Genomic DNA, 22097 nt, shown 5'->3' on the forward strand with positions numbered 1-22097 from the left:
CGTTGTCTAAATATAAATTACTGGGTTGGCGGCTTCATACCAAAATGGCGATAGACTAACTCTGTTACCATTCTTCCCCTCGGCGTCCTTTGCAAAAAACCAATCTGAAGTAAATACGGCTCATAAACGTCCTCGATTGTTTCGGATTCTTCACCAATGGAGGCGGCAATCGTATCCAGGCCCACAGGTCCGCCGCGGAATTTTTCAATAATCCCTTTTAACAGCTTGTGGTCAATGTGATCGAGCCCGAGCCGGTCAACCTGCAAAAGCTCTAACGATTCCCTTGCTAAGGCTAAATCAATTTCTCCATTTCCTTTAACCTGGGCGAAGTCTCTAACCCTGCGGAGCAAGCGATTCGCAATCCTTGGTGTTCCCCTCGCCCTTCTGGCAATTTCAGCGGCGGAAAGATCATCTATTTTTGTATCAAATAAATCAGCCGTCCGGAGGACAATATTTTTCAAATGTTCTTCTTTATAATACTCGAGCCTGCTTAAAACTCCAAATCTGTCACGTAAAGGGGCGGAAATGGAGCCTGCCCGTGTTGTTGCGCCAACAAGTGTGAATGGCGGCAGATCGAGACGTACAGAGCGTGCACTCGGCCCTTTGCCAATGATGATATCTAAGCAAAAGTCCTCCATCGCAGGATATAGCACCTCTTCAATCGTTCGCGGCAGTCTATGAATCTCATCAATAAATAAAACATCCCCCGGTTCGAGGGCTGTCAGAATTGCCGCTAAATCTCCTGGCCGTTCAATCGCTGGTCCTGACGTCGTCCGAATATTGACGCCCATTTCATTCGCAATAATAACCGCCAGCGTTGTCTTCCCTAATCCAGGCGGACCATATAAAAGCACATGATCCAACGTTTCCTTCCGGAGCCTTGCTGCCTCAATGAAAATTTCCAGATTCTCCTTCACTTGATCCTGTCCGATATATTGTTTCAGGGTTTGAGGGCGGAGACTTTGCTCCAAGGAAATTTCGTTCTCGTTTGCTTCACTAGAAATAATTCTGTCGTCCATAATTAATCACCTATTTTAAAAGCCGCTGAAGTGCTTTCTTAATGTATTGGTCCGTTGACAGCTGTTCTTTTCTTAATTCAGGAGCAATTTTTTTAATTTCTTTTTCAGAATAGCCTAAGGCTTTTAAGGCGAGCATGGCTTCTTCAAAAGCAGTATCATTCGGTTGACCAGCAGCTGCCGGAAATTTATCGGCATTAAATAAATTCGGGAAGTAATCAGGAACCACATCCTGAAGTTTCCCTTTTAAATCAAGAATCATTTGTCGCGCCGTTTTTTTGCCGACACCTGGGAATTTAACAAGGAAGCTTTCGTCCTCATTATCAATTGCTGAAACCACTTGTTCCACTTCACCAGACGCAAGGATTGCCAAAGCCCCTTTAGGACCGATACCGGATACGTTAAGTAATTTCGTAAACAACTTTTTTTCTTCTCTCGTCTCGAATCCATATAGCGCCATTAAATCCTCACGGACGTAATGATATGTATATACAGTAACAATCGTATCCATTTTACTAGAATATATAAACGGATTGGGCGTTGAAATTTGATAGCCAATTCCATTATTCTCGACCACGATATATTCAGGACCAACAAACATAACGGTTCCTTTAATAAATTCGTACAATACTCTTCTCTCCCTCAGTATTTCATGTATCTCATTCTAACACATTATTTTAAAGGAATTGAAGAAGTTAACTGAGATGAAAACAATAATAATATTCTGATACATTACAAATCGGCTTCGTTCGTGGAATTGGTTACCGCAGACGCTTCTCTTTGTGCTGTTCGGTAGCCAATATCCTTTGTTGACTACCGAAGTCTCTTCTCTTTCACTTGTTCGGTCGCCAATAGCCTTTGTTGACTACCGAAGTCTCTTCTCTTTCACACGTTCGGTCGTCAATACATCATCAATATTAACTAATTATTCTACTAAATGATTCTTTACGGCAAAGAGTGCTGCTTGTGTACGGTCAGCAAGTTCAAGCTTTGACAAAAGGTTGGATACATGGGTTTTCACCGTTTTTTCAGTAATAAACAGGGAGGCAGCAATTTCTTTATTACTCTTTCCTTTGGCAATTTCCTTCAGGACATCTACTTCTCGTTTTGTTAATTCTCCTAGGAGATTCCTTTCTTCCTTACCTTTATTCGATAACTTGGCAAGTAGATGTGATGTAGCCTTTTGGTGGAGCTGATTTTCGCCTTCGATTATTTTTCTAATGCAGGAGATTAACTCGTCAGGCTCAATGTCCTTTAATTGATAGCCGGATGCACCTGCTTCTAATGCCGGAATTACATGGTCCTGATCCGAAAAACTTGTGAGCATCATAATTTTTATCTCCGGCATTTCACTTTTGATTTGTTTGGTTGCCTCAATCCCGTCCATCTCAGGCATCACAAGATCCATTAGAACAAGATCTGGTTTAAGCGATCTTGCAAGGTCCACCGCCTCTTTCCCATTTCCTGCTTCCCCAATTATTTCAATATCCTTCTGTGTTCGCAAAAAAAAGGCAAGACCGCGTCTTACTACATGGTGATCATCTGCGATTAATATTCGAATCCCCATAGATGCCCCTCCTAGATTGGAATATATACTTTTATCTCTGTCCCATGCCCAGGTTTACTAGTTAACAAAAAGTTTCCATTTAAGTTTTTAGTCCGTGCCTTCATATTTTTCAATCCAAAAGAAGGGATCTCAAGCTCTTCATTATATTGAAAGCCACAGCCCTGATCTTGAACTGTCATAGTGACAGAATCACTACTTATTTTTAAAAATAAAGTAACCTGTGAAACTTGAGAATGCCTTTTACAATTGCCAAGGGCTTCCTGACCAATTCTCCACAACGCTTCCTCAACTTTACCAGGAATACTTGATATTCCTTCTATTTTGGTATCTATCGTTAAACCAAGCATCTTTGCATAACCGCATAACGCACTAACAATCCCGATTTCGAGTCCCTGTGGCTTTAGCTGCCAAATCAGACCTCGCATTTCCCCAAGCGCTTCCTGGGCAAGGTCTTGAATATATGAAAAAGTTTGTTTAACATCGTCTGCATCCGTCAATTCGGTACCCGCTCTTGCTGTTAAACTAAGTGAAAATAATAACTGGTTAACAGAATCATGGAGATCCCTTGCGAGCCGATTTCTCTCTGAAATAAGTGCCGTCTCCTGTTCTCTTTGCGTTAATTTTATCCGCTTAAGCGCTGTACCAATCTGAAAGGCAACCGCCTCTAGCAAGGCAAGTTCTTCTTTTTGAAAATGAGTTTTATAAGGCGAACCGACATTCAAAATTCCAACCTTTTCATTTCCCGCACGTAAAGGAACAGTAGCATGATGGGTGAGGCCGGCTGTATTTCCAGCTTTTTCAAGGATGGCATTTTCAATTCGCTGACATTCTATTATATTCGTAGCCATGTTTAATTTACCACTGTTGTACCGATTGACACACCAACAATCACCTTCGCACAATCTTTGGTTATTGTGATTAGCCAATGCTGGCGGGAGCGCCTCTTTCGCTGCAAGCTGATGTGTACCTTTTTCATCAATTAAAAAAATCCAGCCAGTTTGCAGCCCTGTCAAATGCAGAAGTTTTTTTAATACTTCTGAAAGCACAGTCTTAGAATCTGTCCCCTCATTTAGAAGCTCGGCAATTTCCTTTAAGATGTTTAATTCTTCGAATCTTGACTCTTCAGACATTCGATCCCCTCCAAATCAACACATAATTAAATCATAGTCGTTTCTTAATCCCTGTGGCAAGAATCAGGCATATTTAAGGAATGGAGTGATGTTACGAATGTGTAAAAATGAAAAAAATTGGAAATTCTCCTTACCTAAAATTCTTATCTGCCAAATTGTTGGTTTTATCTGCCACTTTCATTGATTTATTTGCCACTTTCATTGATTTATTTGCCACTTTCATTGATTTATTTGCCACTTTCGTTGATTTATTTGCCACTTTCGTTGATTTATCTGCCAATTTATACTCTACTCAATTTTACAGTTCGGACACCTGTTATTAAGAGGTGCAAATTTAAACTTTGCACCTCTTAACTAAACTATGGTTCAATCTGTAAGAACTCAAGCACCTCATGATCTGGCCCCTCGTAAAACACCGTTTTCCAGCCATTTTCAAGGACATAAGGACCCTCCAAAGGTGCTCTGCCTCGCTTAGCAAACCGATTGACTATGTCTCCTATTCTATCAACCTCAAAACATAGGTGAACAGCCTGGGGAGTACTTTGTTGCTGGGGCCCACTAAAAATGAGTTCAAGGCGAAAATCATTCCTTACTAAAAATATGAGTTCCTCATCATCAAAGATCATTCGTCTTTCTTCCTGAAGACCAAGATAATCCTGATAAAAAGCCGAAGATGTCTCTAAATCATTTACCTCAATCGCTAAATGGTGAAAACGCATAAAAATGTCCCCTTTATATGATTAAATTCATATCTCCAAACTCATGCCATAGGTAGTTATTTTTAATCGCATCATCATACGCATTCCATAATTTATCCTGTGGTACAAAAGCCGTCAGCATGTCAAGATGGCTGGCCTTTGGTTCGTGGAACCCCGTGATAATTCCATCTACCCACTTCAGCGGATAGCTTTTGGTAATATAAAGATTTGTGATACCGGATAATCTGCCGGTCATCACAGCACTCTCCAGAGCTCTTACTACTGTTGTTCCAACAGCTATCACCCTTCCACCCGCCAATTTTGTCTTCACGACCTTCTCTACAGTACTTTCAGTAAGCTGATATTCTTCATAATTATTAGTCGGTGAAAGTTCAAACTCTTCATCCAGCAAATAACTTAGACCGGTATGAAGCTGGATAAAATCAAGCTCAATACCTTTACGCTGCAGGTTGAAGAGCAGTTCCCAGCTGAAGGCTCTGCCCGCAGAAGGCATCTCGACAGATCCAGGCTGGCTGGCAAAAACGGTTTGATAGTAATCCAACTCCCAGTTATTAGTGATATACTCATAGCGAACCGGTTCGCCAAGAGAATAAATACTATTAAATAATTCTGTTCCTTTACTGGAAAATTGGATTGTTTTTAACGGGCTGTTATCTGGATAGGCGATGACAGTCGCAGATAGTTCGGATGAAAACTCCAGAGTATCACCTTGTATAACTTCATCTGCAACAATTAGCACCTCCCAAGTTTCCTCCGCACGACGCCTCGCTAAGCGAATCTCTACCTTATCCTTGATTAGCTTTTTCTCCCTTAGCACCTTGGCATGAAGAACCGCAGGTATAGTTCGACTGTTGTTTAATACAAGCAAATCTCCACGCTTTAGATAATTAGCCAGCCGGAAAAATTGGTCATGCCTAACCTCCCCTGTTAACTTATCGAGAACCATCATCTTCACATGATCCCTTCTTAGCCCTCGTCGTTCAGGAGGCTGTGAGGCATTTAAATTAGAAGGAAGGCAGAAATCAAACGCGGTTGCTCCCATCATCCTTCACCCCCGGTAAATTCCTGGGCTTCATATCGCTGGCCGTTTATTCCTGATGATTTTTCTGAAGCTAAATATAAGAAAACTCCAACAACTTCCTCCGGCTTAGCTAATGGATAATCGCACTCAGGAACAGCCAATCGATGCATTTCCGTATCCATTTCTCCAGGGTCAACCATGTTCACACGAACATTTGTTGAGGCTAATTCATCAGCCCAGGTTTCGGTGAGCCCTTCGACTGCAAATTTTGAAATACCGTAAGCGCCCCAGCCAGCATAGCCAACATTCCCAGCTTCTGATGTCAAATTAATGATAGAGCCTAGATTACGCTGGAGCATTCCTGGAATCACTCTCCTTGCCACTAAAAACGGCGAAATAGTATTTACCCTCAATACTTCAGCAAAATCGGCTTCAGGATAATCAAGCAATAACGGCATTGGACTTGGTCCCAGAATGGATGCATTATTTATCAGGACATCAATTTTTCCATAAGCCTCCTCGGCCATTGCAACAAACCTTTCCACATCTCTTACTAGCGAAATATCTGCTAAAACAGCTAGCACCTCAGCACCGAAAGCTACAGCCTCAGCTTTTACTGCCAGCAACTCTTTGGATGACCTTGAACAAATGGCTAACCGCGCCCCTTCTTTTGCAAAAGCTAATGTCAATGCCCTTCCTAATCCCTTGGATGCACCGGTAATCATGACAACTTTACTATTTATCATATCAATCTCTCCTTTAAGTTAACTTGATATCTCTAGCTTAAAGGTTTCCGGAAATTCTCTCCTCGGAAAAAAGCTTGAACTTCATCTACAACTTTTGGATGAGGAATCCGGATTCATTACCCAAATCTTTGAGAAATTGATATAGCGGGACACCATGAGCCCTCCATGATGACCGAATTGTTCAGAAATCGATATTGCGGGCACCATGAAAATTTTTGGATGAGAAATTTTAAAAAAACAAAAAAACAGGCTGAGGGTATCAGTCTGTTTCCGGTTATTCTTCGATCGAATAGGTTTTAAACGTTTCCAGTACTTCTACATAACGATCCTTTGTTTTTATTGGAATTCCTTGCAATAACTCAGCTTGTATCTTACTTTCAAGCTTTTCTACATCTATTTGAAAAAAGGATTGGATGATTCTTGAACGTCCTGGTCTGCCATTAAATATCGTCAATACGCCATTATCGGTAATCCCAAAGTAGCCATTTGCCTTTAGTAACGGCGAGATATCATCCTCTATTTTTCTGAATACCATCTTTGTTTCATCCATTTCAACTAGCTGCCACTGGTCATACTTTTCCCAAAAGTTCTCAATTGACCAATATGACTCATGGAGTGCTTCCTCACTTATTTCTCCATCAAGATATACTCTTTCCAAGATTATTGTTACTTGCTGAGGTTCCGTCTTTTGCTGATCATGATAGTCATCGATTTGCGTGGCGGAACCAGTCAAAATCATACCTGGTGCCCTTCCGATAAACATGAAGAGAATAACAACTAAAGCGGCAATACACAGCCGAAACAGCACTATCCTATTGAACCTCATGCAAAATCACCTCTTATTGTTATAATCTTGTAACTTTCAGTACTAGTGTAGCCTTTTTTTCCCTTTTTATCCTTATGTAAAAAACTAAAGAAAAAGGACAAAGCAAAATAGCTTCGTCCCTTTCACTATGATTACTTGTTATGTTCTTCATGTTGAATATCATTGTTTCGGTTACGATCACGTCCAATTGCACCGTCATCAGTGATAACTTGGACGGTCCTGCCATTAATGTAAGGCTTTACAGCGTTACGAATCGCCCTTACAGTTTCATCTTCACGTTTGTTATTAACTAATTCAACGGAAACTGTAACACTATTGCCGTAAACAACCGAACGCACTTGCTGCACATTGTCTATGCCTGCTACTCTCCGTTTAATTTTCCCGGTTACATTATCCTGAAATTCTGGATCTGTTTCAGTTTTTGTTGTTCCAATTCTTTGGTTCGTATGTCCATGATAGTTCGTATCACTTGTACTAAAACGATTGTCCCGCTGGAAGAATCCTCGATCATTTTTCGCAAGCGGTTTTGTAGGGTTTGGGGGATTGCCGTTTTCGTCCCTTTCCTGAAGCTGGTTCCTACGATTCCGATTATTTTCCTGGTCTTCAATACCTACTTTATGATCCATCATCTCTGTTAAAGGACCATCATTATCCGTAGGGTAACCATTCGGACTTTCTTTGTGATTCTCATTGGAGTAGTAGCCCACCGGATTGCCTGAAATTTTATTGTCTTTATTCATTGAAGCACGGTCATCATTTGCACAACCTGCCAGCCCAACTGCAATTATGGCTGAAAGAGGAATCATCCACTGCTTTTTTTTCAAGCGAAAAAACCTCCTCTAGCATTCGTGAGCATTAATATTGCTCTTCTTTAGGTTGTGAACATAGAGGAGATTTCATACTGCCAGTATAGACCAGATTTTCAAAGTGTCCTTTTAATATCATCGATGAAATTTTTTCGCAATAAAAATTGTCCGATTGTTAACTCCATTACTTGATTATATTTTTGATGATCCGTATAGGACTTTTCACGGATCAGTCTGTTCCATTCCCGAAAAATATCTGCAGGGAAGACCAAGGCGTATAAAAAGGCTTTTTCCTTTAACAAGGTATCAAACTTGCGATGACTTTTTAATCGTTCAAATGACCAATCAATAAAGGGGAGAATTCGATTGGCATATTGTAAATAATCCAAGACTTCTGGGCCGATACTAATTAAATCGAAATCAATTAAGTGCAGCTTCCACCGTTTATCACGCAAGAAATTATGATGTGCCACATCACCATGAAGAACAACAAAAGGTTCATTCATATAAAATGATCGACTTTCCTCCATTTTATTTATAGACCAATTGGCCCAATCTAACATTTCCGTTAAGTATTTTTCATGCATAAAATATTTTAGTGTTGGAAGGTTGGTTGCAAATAAATTAGTCCTTTCCTTCCATTTTTTAATAATCGTGCTTTGGGGGAGAAGTGTTCGATAACGAGATTCAAAGTTCCTAGTCACTTGATGAAATTGCTCAAGTAATTCAATTCCCTCTTGACGGCTTTTTTGAGTCTGAAAGGTAAATGGCATTTTATTTGGGTGGATGTATTCGATGCCGCCAAAATAGTGTCCATCGAAGTAGAGCATTTCATCGACAGGTAGTCTTACGAATTGGTATGTGTTTGAAAAACCCTCTTTTCTTAATGTACGTATAAAAGCTTCTTGCAACTTAAGCCGATTGTTTGTCTGGTACCCTTTGATCATATATGAATTCTTAGTTGTTTTTAACATAATTACACTTTTACGAAACGGCACCATTTCAATAATGTCCTCTCGAAAATGCGACCGAAAATAAGAGAGGAGACGGATGAAATAATCATCGTCTCCTTTTTTGTTAAAAGTCATACTCATTACTTTCGTCATTGTAACGCTGCATACCAAACTGGTTTCCGTCCATTGGTCCCATACCATACGGGTTCATGTATGGCGGCTGAGCCATATCCATTGGCCCTGTATAGGGTGCGCTGTATATCGGCGGCGTCGGAGGTACGAATTCCGGTTGCATTGGTGCTGGTCCTGGTGCACCACAGCCGCAATCACCACCAGCGCCTACTGGTATATTTCCTGGTGCTGGATATGGCTGTTGCATAAATGGCATTTGACCTACACCCCTATCCGGTGATTCAAAATCTTGTTCTCCCATCACTCGTGGTGCAGGACCCATCTGCGGATAGCCATAAGGCATTTGACCGTAGGATGCTGGTGCCCCCATTCCCATTGGAGGTCCGCCCATTCCTGGATAGCCCATTTGCGATCCACCCATTGGAGGTCCGCCCATTCCTGGATAGCCCATTTGCGATCCACCCATTGGAGGTCCGCCCATTCCTGGATAGCCCATTTGCGATCCACCCATTGGAGGTCCGCCCATTCCTGGATAGCCCATTTGCGATCCACCCATTGGAGGTCCGCCCATTCCTGGATAGCCCATTTGCGATCCACCCATTGGAGGTCCGCCCATTCCTGGATGGCCCATTGGCGATCCACTCATTGGTGGTCCGCCCATTCCTGGATGACCCATTTGCATTCCCATTTGAGGTCCGCCCATTCCTGGATAGCCCATTTGCGATCCACTCATTGGTGGTCCGCCCATTCCTGGATGACCCATTTGCATTCCCATTTGAGGTCCGCCCATTCCTGGATTGCCCATTTGCATTCCCATTGGTGGTCCGCTCATTCCTGGGTTGCCCATTTGCATTCCCATTGGCGATCCACCCATTCCTGGGTTGCCCATTTGCATTCCCATTGGCGATCCACCCATTCCTGGGTTGCTCATGTGCATTCCCTGCATACCCTGGGCCTCCGGATTAAACCAGCCCTGATTTGCCGCTAATGGTGAACCTACAGGGGCTCCTATCGGACTTTCATCAAAATCAAAAGGCATTTCATCGTAACCTGCTGGGGCGTGATCAAATTCCGCTGGAGTTTGACCATATCCTGCTGGTGTCTGACCATACCCTGCTGGTGTCTGACCATACCCTGCTGGTGTCTGACCATACCCTGCTGGTGTTTGACCGTACCCTGCTGGTGTCTGACCATACCCTGCTGGTGTCTGACCATACCCTGCTGGTGTCTGACCATACCCTGCTGGTGTCTGACCATACCCTGCTGGTGTCTGACCATACCCTGCTGGCTGGCCGTATTCTACTGGCATCTGACCAAAATGGGCAGGATCCAAAGTTGGTGCTTGCGACTGCATTGGATAAGTCATTGGCAATTGCGGCATGAAGGATGATTCGTCATCCATTTGATAAGGCATTGCTGATGCACCGACCACTGTAGGTGCTGGACTTGGCTGATACGGCATCATTTCAGGGCCTGGATGCATTCCTGGCATCATTCCTGGTGCCCCTGGCATATTTTCTCCTAGCACTTGTGGAAATGGCATAACTGGTGGTGCTTGGAAGCCTCCAAAAGGAGGACACGGCGGCGGACATGGTAGCGGTGGACACGGCATTGGCGGGCAATAGCCAGGTCCAGGCATGACAGGTGTCATTGGTACACAATATTCTTCTTGTAGAACTGGTTGTTCAATGGGTGGTGGCGGTGCTACGATAGGTGCCTCCTTTATTGGTGCAACTGGTACAGGAATTTCCTTTTTAGGTACTTCCTTTACCTGAGGGAGAATATTAGCAGGCTTTGGCGGCAGTTGTGGTTGAATATTTGCCATGTTTACCGTATAAAAATTGTTTATATCTATTTCAGGAGCAATTTTAATTGGCATTTTCGGCTGATAAGGTACTTTAGGTGCTTCTTTGATAATTGGTACTTCTTTGATAATTGGTTTTTCTTTAACAATAGGAACTTCTTTGATAATTGGTTTTTCTTTAACAATAGGAACTTCTTTGATTGGAACCTCCTTTTTCGGAGCTGCAATCGGCTTTTCCTTGACAAACGGATGCTCAGCAATCGGCATTTCTTTTTTTGCGCCTAAATTGATTGTAGTTTCCGGTGTAGACCCCATAGGTGCTTCTTTTTTTATTGTTCCACCTGCTGTTGGGACTTTTATTTTCATACCGGGCATAATCATATCAGGGTTGCTGAGCTGTGAATTCATCTTTTTCAGCTCTTCAAAATTCACTCCGTACTTCTTGGCGATCTTCCAAAGGGTATCCCCTTTCTGTACGATATGGATCTTCACTCTGATTTCCCTCCTATGCATAAGTCCATATAGTGTATGTGGTGATAGGCAAAGTGCTAACATTCTTCACAGAAACTTATGCTTTTTTTTAATAAAATATGAATTTCCGCTAATGAATTAAAAAGATATTGCAGGTATGCTAAAATAAGTACATATATCTTGAGGAGGTAACATATGTCTGAGCAAAAGAAAGTATTAGGAGAAGAAAGGAGAACGCTGATTCTGCAAGTGTTAAAGGACAGCACGGTACCACTAACAGGAAGCGAGCTGGCAACGAGGACAAATGTGAGCAGACAGGTCATTGTCGGGGATATTACGCTGCTCAAAGCAAGAAATGAACCGATTATTGCCACGAGCCAAGGGTATCTCTATTTTAAGCAAAATTCGAATTCACCTATTTTTGAGAGAACCATTGTTTGTCAACATACACCAGAAGAAACAGAAAGAGAGCTTAATTTGCTAGTCGACCATGGTGTGTTGGTTAAGGATGTAAAAATAGAGCATTCCGTGTACGGTGATTTAACAGCATCGGTAATGGTTTCTAATCGACAAGAGGTAAAACAATTTTTAACTAACATGAAGAATTCAAATGCTTCGTTACTCTCTGAATTAACAAATGGAATTCACCTTCATACGATTTCCGCCTCCAATACTCAAGCATTGGACAAAGCAGAAGCCGCCTTAAAAGCAGAAGGTTATTTGGTAGAATATTAAAAGAATCCAACTGGATGGGTTCTTTTTTGCGTTGTGGGAAGGGGAGGCAGAGCGGGTATCCACCAGTTGGAATGGGTTATACGCTAGTTGGATTCGTTACACGCCCGTTGGGGCCGTTATACGCCAGTTGGCGCGGCTATAACGCCAGTTGCATCCGTTATACGCCAGTTGGAATGGGTTATACGCTAGTTGGATTCGTTACACGCCAGTTGGGGCCGTTATACGCCAGTTGGGGCCGTTATACGCCAGTTGGGACGGCTATCGGCTATACGCCAGTTGGCGCCGTTATACGCCAGTTGGAGCGGTTATACGCCTGTTGGAGCACCCCATCCGCCAGTTGGCTCACCTAAATCCCACAACATTAAAAAAGTACCGAGCAGATGCCCGGTACTTAGTTTAGTTCAATCATAACAGATGGATAGCTGCCAAGCATTTTGACACTGCAGCCGAGTGCTTCGAGCTCTTGCATTGCTCCTGGTATTAGAACCTCATCAAGCTTCATTTCTAAGTCGATTATGAAAAAATAATTGCCGATTCCTGTTTTCATTGGTCTGGACTCAATTTTTGAGAGGTTTATTTTTCGCCAAGCAAATGCTGATAACACCTGATGGAGTGCTCCAGCCAAGTCTGCTGGCAGAGTAACCATCAGCGTGGTTTTATAATGTGTTGAACCGCTGATTTCCTGGAAATCCAAATTTTGATTTGTCAACACGACAAAGCGCGTGTGATTATAATCAAAATCATGAATATTCCGCTGAACAATCGCGAGGCCGTATTCCTTAGCGGCTAGTTCATTCGCTATCGCTGCAGCATTAAGTTCTGGCTGATCCATGACCATTTTCGCAGCCGCAGCCGTTGAACTCACACTCTCAGAGGGAATATCTTTAAACTTAGTATGTAAAAATTTATGACACTGGGCAATGGCATGGGAATGGCTGTAGACCTTGCTTATTTCCTGCCAGTTGCCTGCATTGTCAGGGTGAACCATTAGATGTTGTTTGATAGGGATTGTAATTTCACCAACAATCGGCAGCTGAACAACATGTGTTAAATAATCAAGGGTAATATTGACTGATCCCTCAAGAGCATTCTCAACGGGAACAACCGCCAATTCCACTTTTTCATCGACAACAGCATCCATACATTCAGGAATTGTCCGATACGGTTCAGTTTCAATTCCAGGAAAAACCTTCATCACAGCTAATTCTGTGAAAGTCGCTTTTGGTCCTAAAAAACCCACCTTCATGTTTCATACACACTCCCTAAAAAAATTCTCTCTAAATAAGAAAGGGACAGTTCACTATGCCCCTGACCCAAGTACTTCTACTTTTTCGACAAATTCAAGCTTCCTTAATTCAAAAAGCAATTCGTCTATTCCCGTTATAATACCAGAAGTATTCAACGAAAGGGTCATATTTGCTCTTCCTTGCAAGGGAATGGTTTGGTGAATGGTTAATACATTGCATCCCGAGGCAGCAACAACACCAAGCAATTTTGAAAGCGTACCTGAACGATCCTCAAGATAGAAAAAGAGAGAAATGATATTCTCTTTTTGAATAGTTGAGAAAGGAAAGACAGTATCCTTGTATTTATAATAGGCACTTCTGCTTAAATCAACCTGCTGCACGGCATCCCAAATCGATTCTGCTTTGCCTCTTTCAAGCATTTCCTTGACATCGAGGGTTTTTTTCATTGCTTCAGGCAATACATCCTCACGTACTAAATAAAATTTTTTATCTAAATTCTCATTTTTCATCTCTCTACCCACCTGATTATAAGAAAAGCGCTTGGCGCATGTTCATCTTCGTCCAAGATTACTCTTGAACTTAATGGCGCCAACGCTTCACCTTCTCAAAGTTATACTAGTAAAAACTACTCAATAAACTCAAATTCAAATTCTAATAATCGAACGAGGTCCCCGTCTTTTGCACCTTTTTCCCTTAAGGCTCCGTCAACTCCCATACCGCGAAGCTGTCTTGCGAAACGGCGAACGGATTCGTCTGTTGAAAAGTTTGTCATCTTAAATAATTTTTCTATTTTATCACCTGAGAGAACAAATGCCCCATCTGGATCTCTTGTAATAAAGAAGTCTTGAGGTTCTGATTCATGCTTGTAAAGGACACGATTTTCTCCAGCTTCCTCTTCTGCATGCTCAAGAGGAAATTCAGGTGTTTGCTCAATTTTATCTGCAACCGCAAATAAGAGCTCGCGCAAGCCTTTTCTAGTCACAGCAGAAATTGGATAGATAGGATAATCCTCTTTCAACTGCTCTTTAAATTTTTGCAGATTTTCTTCGGCTTCAGGTATGTCCATTTTATTAGCAACAATCACTTGTGGACGTTCCGTTAGGCGCAGATTATATTCTTCTAATTCTTTATTGATGGTCAGGTAATCCTCGTATGGGTCACGGCCCTCTGTTGCTGCCATATCGATGACATGAACAATTACGCGAGTCCGTTCAATATGACGTAAGAATTGATGGCCTAATCCAACACCCTGGTGAGCGCCTTCAATCAAGCCCGGAAGATCGGCCATGACAAAGCTTCGGTTATCTTCTGTTTCAACCATGCCCAAATTCGGTACAATCGTTGTAAAATGGTACTCAGCAATTTTCGGCTTTGCTGATGAAACAACTGATAACAAGGTAGATTTACCAACGCTAGGAAAACCTACTAAGCCCACGTCTGCAAGCAGCTTTAATTCTAGCAGCACATCGCGTTCTTGACCTGGCTCGCCATTTTCCGCAAGCTCAGGGGCAGGATTTTGCGGGGTTGCAAAGCGAGAATTCCCTCGTCCACCTCGTCCACCTTTGGCAATAATTGCGCGCTGACCGTTTTCAACGAGGTCAGCAATCACTTCTTTTGTTTCAGCATCAATAACAACTGTACCAGGCGGGACCTTAACAATCATGTCCTTAGCATTTTTACCATGCTGATTTTTCGACATTCCATGTTCACCGCGCGGGGCTTTCCAGTGCTTTTGATATCGGAAGTCCATTAAGGTCCTTAGACCTTCGTTCACTTCAAATATAACATTGGCACCTTTACCGCCATCACCGCCGGCAGGGCCGCCTAATGGCACATATTTTTCACGGCGATACGCAACAATTCCATTACCGCCATCTCCGCCTTTTACATAAATCTTCGTTTGATCGACAAACATAGTAATTCCTCCCGCAACTTCTTTTTTAACTGATGATTGCGCCAGAGTTTCGCACGCTAGGGTACCACTTACAGTGCTGGCACAAAAGCTTCTAATGCGAGTTCGCTTTCAGAGAATTCCTTGATATCCACATCTATGTCAGATGTAGCCAGGAATTGTTCAATCAGTTCGTTTTTATTTATTATTCCGCTAAAATCAAAAAAGAAACGGACTCCTTCTATTTGCGGATCAATTGTAATCGATAAATGATTTTCTTGAAATGCCTCAATTGCCTGATCCAAGCAAGCAAAAAAGGATTGAATCCATGTTGTCAATGATAAATCATTAATTTCCACTGGTTTAGGATCGTTAAGCACTTCGTATTCAAGCTCGAAGTAGTGTCTTTCCCAATTTGACCGCAACAATAGTGAGGCAAACATTGGCAAATGAAAATTCGAGAGCTTTGATTCGTTCTGTGCAACAATCACAATTTCATCAATGCATGCTTTTGCCCGGTCAATCCTATTTAAATCCAAGTTTCCTTTAATCAATTGCAGCTTATTAAGCCAATCATGTCGTGAGTGCCGAAGCACCTTAACAATATCCCAATCTTTCTCCATAATCGCACTCCTAGACTAAGTGTCGAAAAATCTGTTTGCAGTTAGTATATCAAAAAAGTTCGATAGAGTAAGCCTTTTTTGCGCGAATGATGTCCAACAGAGGCAAAAAAATGAGGAGTTTTTCGAGAAGGTACCCCTGGAGTTCTGCGAGCATTCCTATACCATGAATGGTTGTGGGAAAATTTGCCTCATTAAGCAAAAAGAAAACTCTAACCGATCAGGTTAGAGTTTTCACTGAAAGCTTAAGCTTCTTGTGCTACTGGATAAACGCTCACTTGTTTGCGGTCACGACCCAAACGTTCGAATTTAACCACACCGTCGATTTTTGCAAAAAGAGTGTCGTCTCCTCCGCGTCCAACGTTTTCACCTGGGTAAATCTTTGTACCGCGTTGACGGTAAAGGATAGAGCCACCAGATACGAATTGACCGTCTGCACGCTTAGCGCCAAGACGCTTAGAGATAGAGTCACGTCCGTTTCTTGTAGAACCTACACCTTTTTTAGATGCGAACAACTGAAGATCTAATTTTAATAACATTTATTCCACCTCCTACTTTTTGAAGGTTATTTTTATGTGCTTTCCGTATTCTTCTTCAATCGTTCGTAATGAGACAGCCATACCTTCAAGCAGGAGCTGTACCTTCTCATATGTGTCTGCCGGAAGATTTTCCGGTACGACACAGCGGAGAAAACCATCACCGTTTTCAATCTCGGGCGTGACACCTGTTAGGGCGTGCACGGCGTTGATTGTGCCAACAGATACTGCGGATACGCCTGCACAGACAATATCCTTTCCCCGATTAGCAAAAAATGCATGACCACTGATTTCGAAGGTAGAAATAGATTCGGACTCAGTACGAGTAATCGTAATTCTAATCATTTGCTGAACAACACCTTATGCGTTGATAGCTTCGATAATAACTTTTGTGTATGGTTGACGATGACCTTGCTTCTTACGGTAGTTTTTCTTAGCCTTATATTTGAAAACAATGATCTTCTTTTGACGACCTTGCTTTTCAACTTTAGCTGTAACCGTAGCACCTTCAACAACCGGGCTTCCTACTTTAACGTTTTCGCCGCCAACGAAAAGAACTTTATCAAAAGTTACTGTTTCGCCTGCTTCTACATCAAGCTTTTCAATGTAGATTGCTTGACCTGCTTCAACTTTAAGTTGTTTACCACCAGTTTCGATAATTGCGTACATGAACTGCACCTCCTTATAAACTCAGACTCGCCATCCGCAGGTGTTTACTAGTAAAGTAAAACTTATAACCTGTTCTGTGCGGTTGTAGCACGGGTGCTACAAACATAACATTAAAATACTAACATAATATCTTCAAAAGTGTCAATAGAAATCGACAGCTTTTTGGGCTAACTCGTCCACATCACCAAATTGATTTACAACATAGTGATGATGGGAAGATGGCACCGTCACAAAAAACACTTTAAAGTGAAGCATTTCTTCTAAACTTTCCAGGTGTGGCAGTAATAGATGTTTTACCTCTTTTGTTGTTTCGACTAATACCCCATCAAATTCTGAACGACGGTGTTCAAGAAGTTCGCGCTCAAGGCGGAACGCTACCGTTTCTGCACTCAAGATTTTACCCGTGCCCTCACAAACCGGACATTTCACTTGAAGAGCTTCAGACAAGCTGACTTTGGTTTTCTTCCTTGTCAATTGAAGGATTCCCAGTGGCGTGAATCCCATGATTTTTGTTCTTTTTTCATCCTTACGAAGCTCTTTTTCGATGGTTTCGATAATCGAGAGCTTGTCCTTTTCACGCTTCATATCAATAAAATCAATCAAGACAATCCCACCGATATCGCGGAGACGTAGCTGTCGGACAATTTCTCTGGCAGCAAGCTGATTGGTTTTAAGGACGGTATCCTGGTAGTCCACTTTCCCCGAAAACTTTCCTGTATTCACATCGATGATGGTTAACGCCTCCGTTTCATCGAAGACAAGATAGGAACCATTATCAAGCCAAACTAACCGCTTCAGTGCCTTTTCTATTTCATGCTCCACTCGATGAACGGCAAAAATATTTTCTTTTCCATTATAATAGCTAACCTTTAGATTCGGAAATTTAGTCTCCACCAACTTTTTCACAGATAAATCATCAATTACGACTTCACCGTCAGTCATACTTCCTGCGGTATCTAATACCAATTCGGTAAAGGTATCTTTTTGAAAAATAATTCCTGGTTTTTTCAGGGCTGTCGCTTTTGTAGCAAGCTCATTGTATTGACTTTTAAGGGTTGAAAGCTCCTCAACAATCTCTTTTTCCGTTTTCGCCGAACTAGAGGTGCGGAAGATTATTCCTTCTTCCCCTGTTGTTACTTGCTTACCAAGTACCCTTAATGTTTCTTTTTGCTTTTCATCGCTAATTTTTTTGGATACAGCGACATAACGCCCTTTCGGCATGTAAATCAGGTGTTCCCCGGGTATTTCGATAATCCCTGTTACCCTTGGCCCCTTTGTCCCAGTGATATCCTTGTCTACTTGAACAAGCATTCTTTCACCCTGGTGGACAAAAGCGGTGACAGACATCTTATCTTTTTCTTTATCGGTTGAGATAACATACTTTGCAAGAACGTCACGATGCAAATAGGCATTTTTCTCTTCACCGATATCGATAAATACCGCATTCATCCCCTGAAGCACCTTTGTGACGGTCCCATAATAAATATTACCGACCAGAGAGCGCTGCTCTGGTCGGTCAAAGTTTATTTTTTCAACCTGTTTGTTTTTAATTAAAGCAAATCTTTTTTCCCTTGAAGTAACATTAACAATTAACTTTTCCAAACGTCCGTCCTCACTTTTTCCTTGATGGTTATATTATACCGTTTCAGTAGGAAAAGAGAAGGTCGCTAATTTTATCGGTTAACCGTTTTTCAGAAAAATACGCATGCAGCAATTCATTTTCATCCAACATGCCCTTTTCCTTCCCGTTACTTTCAACAATAATCGGGTGTTTACAGCCGCGCTGGAATCTTTCTAGAACGTCGATCAGCAAATCCTGTTCATTTGCCTGTATTGGTTTTAGTGCCTGGAGATCTGCCTTTTTTCCATAATAACGCTCTAATAAAAATCTCATAAAAATATAGCGTCGCTGCTTCCATTCATAGTACAGCGAGAACAGTAAGAAACCAATAATGATCCAAATATTTAAATGTGCAGGAGCTGCAAGCAGTGTGGTGATTGAAAAGATTCCCAGACTGAAAAATGAAATGATTAGCGTCAGTCGATGAGCAATGGGGAATGATTTTTTTAGTGATAGCAGCATAAAAATCAACTTCCCGCCATCGAGCGGCCAAACTGGGAAAAGATTAAATAAAAATATCATAAGATTATAGCTATAAATGAGCTGATATAGGTTCTCTGGAATCAGTGAAAAGGAAAATAAGAAATAGGCTAATGCAACCATCCAAACATGCTGAACCGGGCCTGCAAGGACGACAATCGCCTCTTCCTTCAACGGGCGATTTCCATGCTCCTCCATCTCAGCAACCCCTCCAAAGGGCAGGAGGGTGATTTTTTTTATCCTCCATGAAAAAAATGAAGCCGCAGCAGCATGCCCCATTTCATGTATAAAAATAATCCCAATTAATAGACAGAGTTCAAGGAAATGTGCTGTAGCAATCGAAAGTGCAATGACAAACCACAACAATGGATGGACATGAACCAGTCGAAATAAATTTAATGTCTTACTCAAAACGAATCACCTGTACCGGGTCGATGAAATCATCGCCTTTTTTTACGGCAAAATAATACTTGCCCTTCGTTTTATCTTCCCCATCTGAAACGGAAGCCGTGCCGACGACTGTTTCTTTTTCAATATAGGAATAGACGTTTACCTTAATTTCTTCTAGATTAGCGTACCAGGATTGAGTTTGGTCTAGATGTTCAATTATAACGGTTTTCCCAAGTCCCTCTTTGACTCCAGCAAACTTAACAAACCCCTCATTCATTACCTCCACGGATGCACCATTGCCTGTCTCAATCATGATTCCCTGTCCATCTTTTTCAAAGTTTTCGAGAACCTTACCTGAAAATACGGGAATACTGCCCTCTTTATCAACGCCAGCTTTTTCGTTTTCTTTATCCTCAGCTGGGAAAGGCAGTAGGGCCAAGGGCTTGCCAAAATTTTCTTCGTACCAATTTGCTACGGTCGCAAATTTAAAATCGTTATCCATTGATTTCGCTACAAAATCCCTAGCAGGATCAAAGGCGGCCGAATTATTTCTAAATAGAATCGCAATGATTAGAAATAATAACGACGATGCTAGGATTTTGAAGATAAATATTTCTTTTTTAAATAAGGGATGATTCCCCTCGTCATCAAACTTTGTTTCGTACGTTGGGGTATGATTAAACCCATACTTCTCCTCGTCCCCCGGCCAAGTAACGAGCCGATTGGATTCTTTTCTAGGCGAACCACTACTCCTTTTTCTTTTTGCGATTCGTCGCCGTATTTCCTCCGGTGTAGACCGCATATTCCCACCAACCTTTTACCTGCTTTTTATTCAAGTCTATGAGATTGTCCAAGGGAATATGACAAGCTAATAATCTGGTTTACGTTTACCAATAAGGTAGGTGTCAGAAAAAGTATCTTGTTCATTAACTCTGTTGATTGGAGCGGAAGGCGCGAAGAACTCCTCGAAAATGCTACCGCATTTCCTTCGTGCGGTGCATATTCAAAGAAGCCTATTCAATGTCCTGCGGGAGTACGGGGCTGGGGAGACCCCACAGGCGCTTCAGCGCAGAGGAGGCTCCCCGGCACGCCCGCGGAAAGCGAAGCGCCTGGAGCTCCAATCAACAGCCGAGTTTAACAGGCTGAAAATAAAAAAGCCTGTCCACTTATATTAGTGGCAGGCTTATGGATTAACGAACTCCAAAGAACTTTTTAATTTTTGTAAACATCCCTTTGTTTGAGTCTTCGAGTGATTGGAGCGGGATCGATTCTCCGAGAATTCTTCTGGCGATATTGCGATAGGCAATTGACGCCTTGCTGTTTGGATTTAACGCTATTGGTTCCCCATGATTGGAGGCGCGGATGACTTCTTCATCATCGGCAACAATCCCAATGAGTTCGATAGACAAATGGCTAGTGATTTCATCCACATCCAACATGTCGCCACTTTTCATCATATGGTTGCGAATCCGGTTAATCACCAATTTTGGCGGCTCGATATTGGCTGCTTTTTCAAGCAAGCCGATGATACGGTCAGCATCACGTACAGCCGATACCTCTGGAGTAGTCACAACAATTGCACGGTCAGCACCTGCAATTGCATTTTGAAAGCCTTGTTCAATACCAGCCGGACAATCAATAATAATATAATCATAGTCTTGCTTTAATTCAGTCATTAAAATTAACATTTGCTCTGGCTTGATCGCAGACTTATCAACCGTTTGCGCTGCTGGTAGCAAATACAATAAGTCCTCGAATCGCTTATCCTTTACCAATGCTTGATGGATTTTACATCTTCCTTCGACCACATCGACAAGGTCATAAATGATTCGATTTTCCAGCCCCATTACAACATCTAAGTTACGAAGTCCAATATCTGTATCTACTAAGCAAACTTTTTTACCTTGAAGGGCCAATGCTGTACCTATATTAGCAGAAGTCGTTGTTTTGCCGACGCCACCCTTCCCGGATGTTATTACTATTGCTTCTCCCACATTAATGTCCCCCTTCTAATCTCGTCAAATTAGGCCTTAATTGTATTAAAACTTGTAATCTATCTACGATGATTTGATGGTTTTCGTCTATGTAAGCACATTCCATTTCACGTTTTTCATTGTCTTGGATCGAATCAGGAGAGCGATTAAGATGCTCGCTAATCCTCAGCTGGGAGGGTTTCATACTTGAGGCGGCAATAACTGCCTGTTCATTCCCAAAGGCTCCTGCATGTGCAATCCCTTTTAGCGAACCCAAGATATAAATATTACCTCCAGCTATTACGGTTCCTCCAGGGTTCACATCACCAATAAGCAATAAATCACCAGGAACTTCTAATACTTGCCCAGAGCGGACGATTCGGGCGATGGTAACGACTTCATTTTCTGCCTTTAGACGTTCTGCCTCTTCCCTAGTGACGACATTTGAGACGATATCATCTACAGCTAGATTCTTTTTTTGTCTAATGAGGTCTTTGAGTTCTTCTCGCTGTTCATCATTTATATATCTATTGCCAATTTCAACTTTGACTGTTGTTAATTGGCGCTCGGCTTGCGTTCTTTGGTTAGCAGAAAGCTTTTCATCAAGTTCTTTCTTTAGTTCCTCATAGGAACAGCTATCATCAAGATGTAGAACGATTCCAGCCTTCGTTCCTTTAATCGTAACATTTTGTCGTTTTTTCATGAAGAAAACTCACCTCAAATAATAAGAAAAGCATACTATCC

26 protein-coding genes and 1 other annotated feature are annotated in these 22097 nt (G+C 42.0%); of the genes, 2 read left to right on the forward strand and 24 right to left on the reverse strand.

The features are described from left to right. Positions 1-17: 17 nt before the first annotated feature. The 12 genes from ruvB to safA all read right to left on the reverse strand — a co-directional run bounded on the left by ruvB (position 18) and on the right by safA (position 11212). The gene (gene ruvB, locus NSS81_RS04990) at positions 18-1019 is read right to left on the reverse strand and encodes a Holliday junction branch migration DNA helicase RuvB (protein WP_342432437.1); all 1002 of its coding nucleotides are present in this window, start codon (positions 1017-1019) and stop codon (positions 18-20) included. Between the two features lie 10 nt (positions 1020-1029). Then, on the reverse strand, positions 1030-1644 hold the full coding sequence (ruvA, locus tag NSS81_RS04995; protein WP_342432438.1) for a Holliday junction branch migration protein RuvA: 615 nt from the start codon (positions 1642-1644) through the stop codon (positions 1030-1032). A gap of 297 nt (positions 1645-1941) precedes the next feature. Further along, positions 1942-2583: a response regulator transcription factor gene (locus tag NSS81_RS05000; RefSeq protein WP_342432439.1), complete on the reverse strand. Its 642-nt coding sequence runs from the start codon at positions 2581-2583 to the stop codon at positions 1942-1944. 11 nt (positions 2584-2594) lie between these two features. Continuing rightward, positions 2595-3713 (reverse strand): GAF domain-containing sensor histidine kinase, encoded by a 1119-nt coding sequence (locus NSS81_RS05005; RefSeq protein ID WP_342432440.1) that lies wholly within the window; start codon positions 3711-3713, stop codon positions 2595-2597. A 130-nt stretch (positions 3714-3843) separates the two neighbouring features. Further along, complete coding sequence (locus NSS81_RS05010; protein ID WP_342432441.1) at positions 3844-3993, reverse strand: hypothetical protein; 150 nt, start codon at positions 3991-3993, stop codon at positions 3844-3846. A 79-nt stretch (positions 3994-4072) separates the two neighbouring features. After that, positions 4073-4432, reverse strand: coding sequence for a VOC family protein (locus NSS81_RS05015; RefSeq protein ID WP_342432442.1), 360 nt, complete (start codon positions 4430-4432; stop codon positions 4073-4075). 13 nt (positions 4433-4445) lie between these two features. Continuing rightward, positions 4446-5477 carry an S-adenosylmethionine:tRNA ribosyltransferase-isomerase gene (locus NSS81_RS05020; RefSeq protein ID WP_342432443.1) on the reverse strand — a complete coding sequence of 344 codons (1032 nt, stop codon included), beginning with the start codon at positions 5475-5477 and terminating at the stop codon, positions 4446-4448. Then, complete coding sequence (locus tag NSS81_RS05025; RefSeq protein WP_342432444.1) at positions 5474-6199, reverse strand: SDR family oxidoreductase; 726 nt, start codon at positions 6197-6199, stop codon at positions 5474-5476. Before NSS81_RS05025 ends, NSS81_RS05020 begins: the two co-directional genes overlap by 4 nt. 274 nt (positions 6200-6473) lie before the next feature. Beyond that, positions 6474-6938, reverse strand: a complete 465-nt coding sequence (locus NSS81_RS05030) for a BofC C-terminal domain-containing protein (RefSeq protein ID WP_342433941.1) — start codon at positions 6936-6938, stop codon at positions 6474-6476. 218 nt (positions 6939-7156) lie between these two features. After that, complete coding sequence (locus tag NSS81_RS05035) at positions 7157-7849, reverse strand: YhcN/YlaJ family sporulation lipoprotein (RefSeq protein WP_342432445.1); 693 nt, start codon at positions 7847-7849, stop codon at positions 7157-7159. Positions 7850-7947: 98 nt separating this feature from the next. Then, positions 7948-8919 (reverse strand): phosphotransferase, encoded by a 972-nt coding sequence (locus NSS81_RS05040; protein ID WP_342432446.1) that lies wholly within the window; start codon positions 8917-8919, stop codon positions 7948-7950. Further along, positions 8909-11212 (reverse strand): SafA/ExsA family spore coat assembly protein, encoded by a 2304-nt coding sequence (gene safA / locus NSS81_RS05045; protein ID WP_342432447.1) that lies wholly within the window; start codon positions 11210-11212, stop codon positions 8909-8911. Before safA ends, NSS81_RS05040 begins: the two co-directional genes overlap by 11 nt. Before the next feature lie 174 nt (positions 11213-11386). Between safA and NSS81_RS05050 the strand changes: the two genes are divergently transcribed. Beyond that, on the forward strand, positions 11387-11926 hold the full coding sequence (locus tag NSS81_RS05050) for a transcription repressor NadR (RefSeq protein ID WP_342432448.1): 540 nt from the start codon (positions 11387-11389) through the stop codon (positions 11924-11926). A 148-nt stretch (positions 11927-12074) separates the two neighbouring features. Further along, positions 12075-12326 (forward strand): hypothetical protein, encoded by a 252-nt coding sequence (locus NSS81_RS05055; protein ID WP_342432449.1) that lies wholly within the window; start codon positions 12075-12077, stop codon positions 12324-12326. Here the strand turns inward: NSS81_RS05055 and pheA are convergent. The 12 genes from pheA to minC form a co-directional block, all read right to left on the reverse strand. Continuing rightward, a complete protein-coding gene (gene pheA / locus NSS81_RS05060; protein ID WP_342432450.1) occupies positions 12318-13172 on the reverse strand; it encodes a prephenate dehydratase in 855 nt (284 codons plus the stop codon). The genes NSS81_RS05055 and pheA overlap by 9 nt on opposite strands. Positions 13173-13226: 54 nt before the next feature. Further along, positions 13227-13682: an ACT domain-containing protein gene (locus tag NSS81_RS05065; protein ID WP_342432451.1), complete on the reverse strand. Its 456-nt coding sequence runs from the start codon at positions 13680-13682 to the stop codon at positions 13227-13229. A gap of 116 nt (positions 13683-13798) precedes the next feature. Further along, positions 13799-15088, reverse strand: coding sequence for a GTPase ObgE (gene obgE / locus NSS81_RS05070; protein ID WP_342432452.1), 1290 nt, complete (start codon positions 15086-15088; stop codon positions 13799-13801). A 68-nt stretch (positions 15089-15156) separates the two neighbouring features. Beyond that, the gene (locus NSS81_RS05075) at positions 15157-15687 is read right to left on the reverse strand and encodes a sporulation initiation phosphotransferase B (RefSeq protein WP_342432453.1); all 531 of its coding nucleotides are present in this window, start codon (positions 15685-15687) and stop codon (positions 15157-15159) included. Between the two features lie 242 nt (positions 15688-15929). Next, entirely contained in the window at positions 15930-16223 is a 294-nt protein-coding gene (gene rpmA / locus NSS81_RS05080) for a 50S ribosomal protein L27 (RefSeq protein WP_342432454.1), read from the reverse strand. Between the two features lie 12 nt (positions 16224-16235). Next, on the reverse strand, positions 16236-16565 hold the full coding sequence (locus NSS81_RS05085; RefSeq protein WP_342432455.1) for a ribosomal-processing cysteine protease Prp: 330 nt from the start codon (positions 16563-16565) through the stop codon (positions 16236-16238). 15 nt (positions 16566-16580) lie between these two features. Further along, on the reverse strand, positions 16581-16889 hold the full coding sequence (rplU, locus tag NSS81_RS05090; protein WP_342432456.1) for a 50S ribosomal protein L21: 309 nt from the start codon (positions 16887-16889) through the stop codon (positions 16581-16583). Between the two features lie 13 nt (positions 16890-16902). Beyond that, positions 16903-16983 (reverse strand) — a sequence feature (ribosomal protein L21 leader region). Between the two features lie 47 nt (positions 16984-17030). Then, positions 17031-18491: an Rne/Rng family ribonuclease gene (locus NSS81_RS05095; protein WP_342432457.1), complete on the reverse strand. Its 1461-nt coding sequence runs from the start codon at positions 18489-18491 to the stop codon at positions 17031-17033. 43 nt (positions 18492-18534) lie between these two features. Next, positions 18535-19401, reverse strand: a complete 867-nt coding sequence (locus tag NSS81_RS05100) for a M50 family metallopeptidase (protein ID WP_342432458.1) — start codon at positions 19399-19401, stop codon at positions 18535-18537. Then, entirely contained in the window at positions 19394-20182 is a 789-nt protein-coding gene (locus NSS81_RS05105) for a M23 family metallopeptidase (protein WP_342432459.1), read from the reverse strand. Before NSS81_RS05105 ends, NSS81_RS05100 begins: the two co-directional genes overlap by 8 nt. 388 nt (positions 20183-20570) lie before the next feature. Further along, positions 20571-21374: a septum site-determining protein MinD gene (minD, locus tag NSS81_RS05110; protein WP_342432460.1), complete on the reverse strand. Its 804-nt coding sequence runs from the start codon at positions 21372-21374 to the stop codon at positions 20571-20573. A gap of 1 nt (position 21375) precedes the next feature. Next, positions 21376-22056, reverse strand: a complete 681-nt coding sequence (gene minC, locus NSS81_RS05115) for a septum site-determining protein MinC (RefSeq protein ID WP_342432461.1) — start codon at positions 22054-22056, stop codon at positions 21376-21378. Positions 22057-22097: the final 41 nt, after the last annotated feature.

Source organism: Neobacillus sp. FSL H8-0543 (assembly GCF_038592905.1).
Classification (GTDB): Bacteria; Bacillota; Bacilli; order Bacillales; family Cytobacillaceae; genus Neobacillus.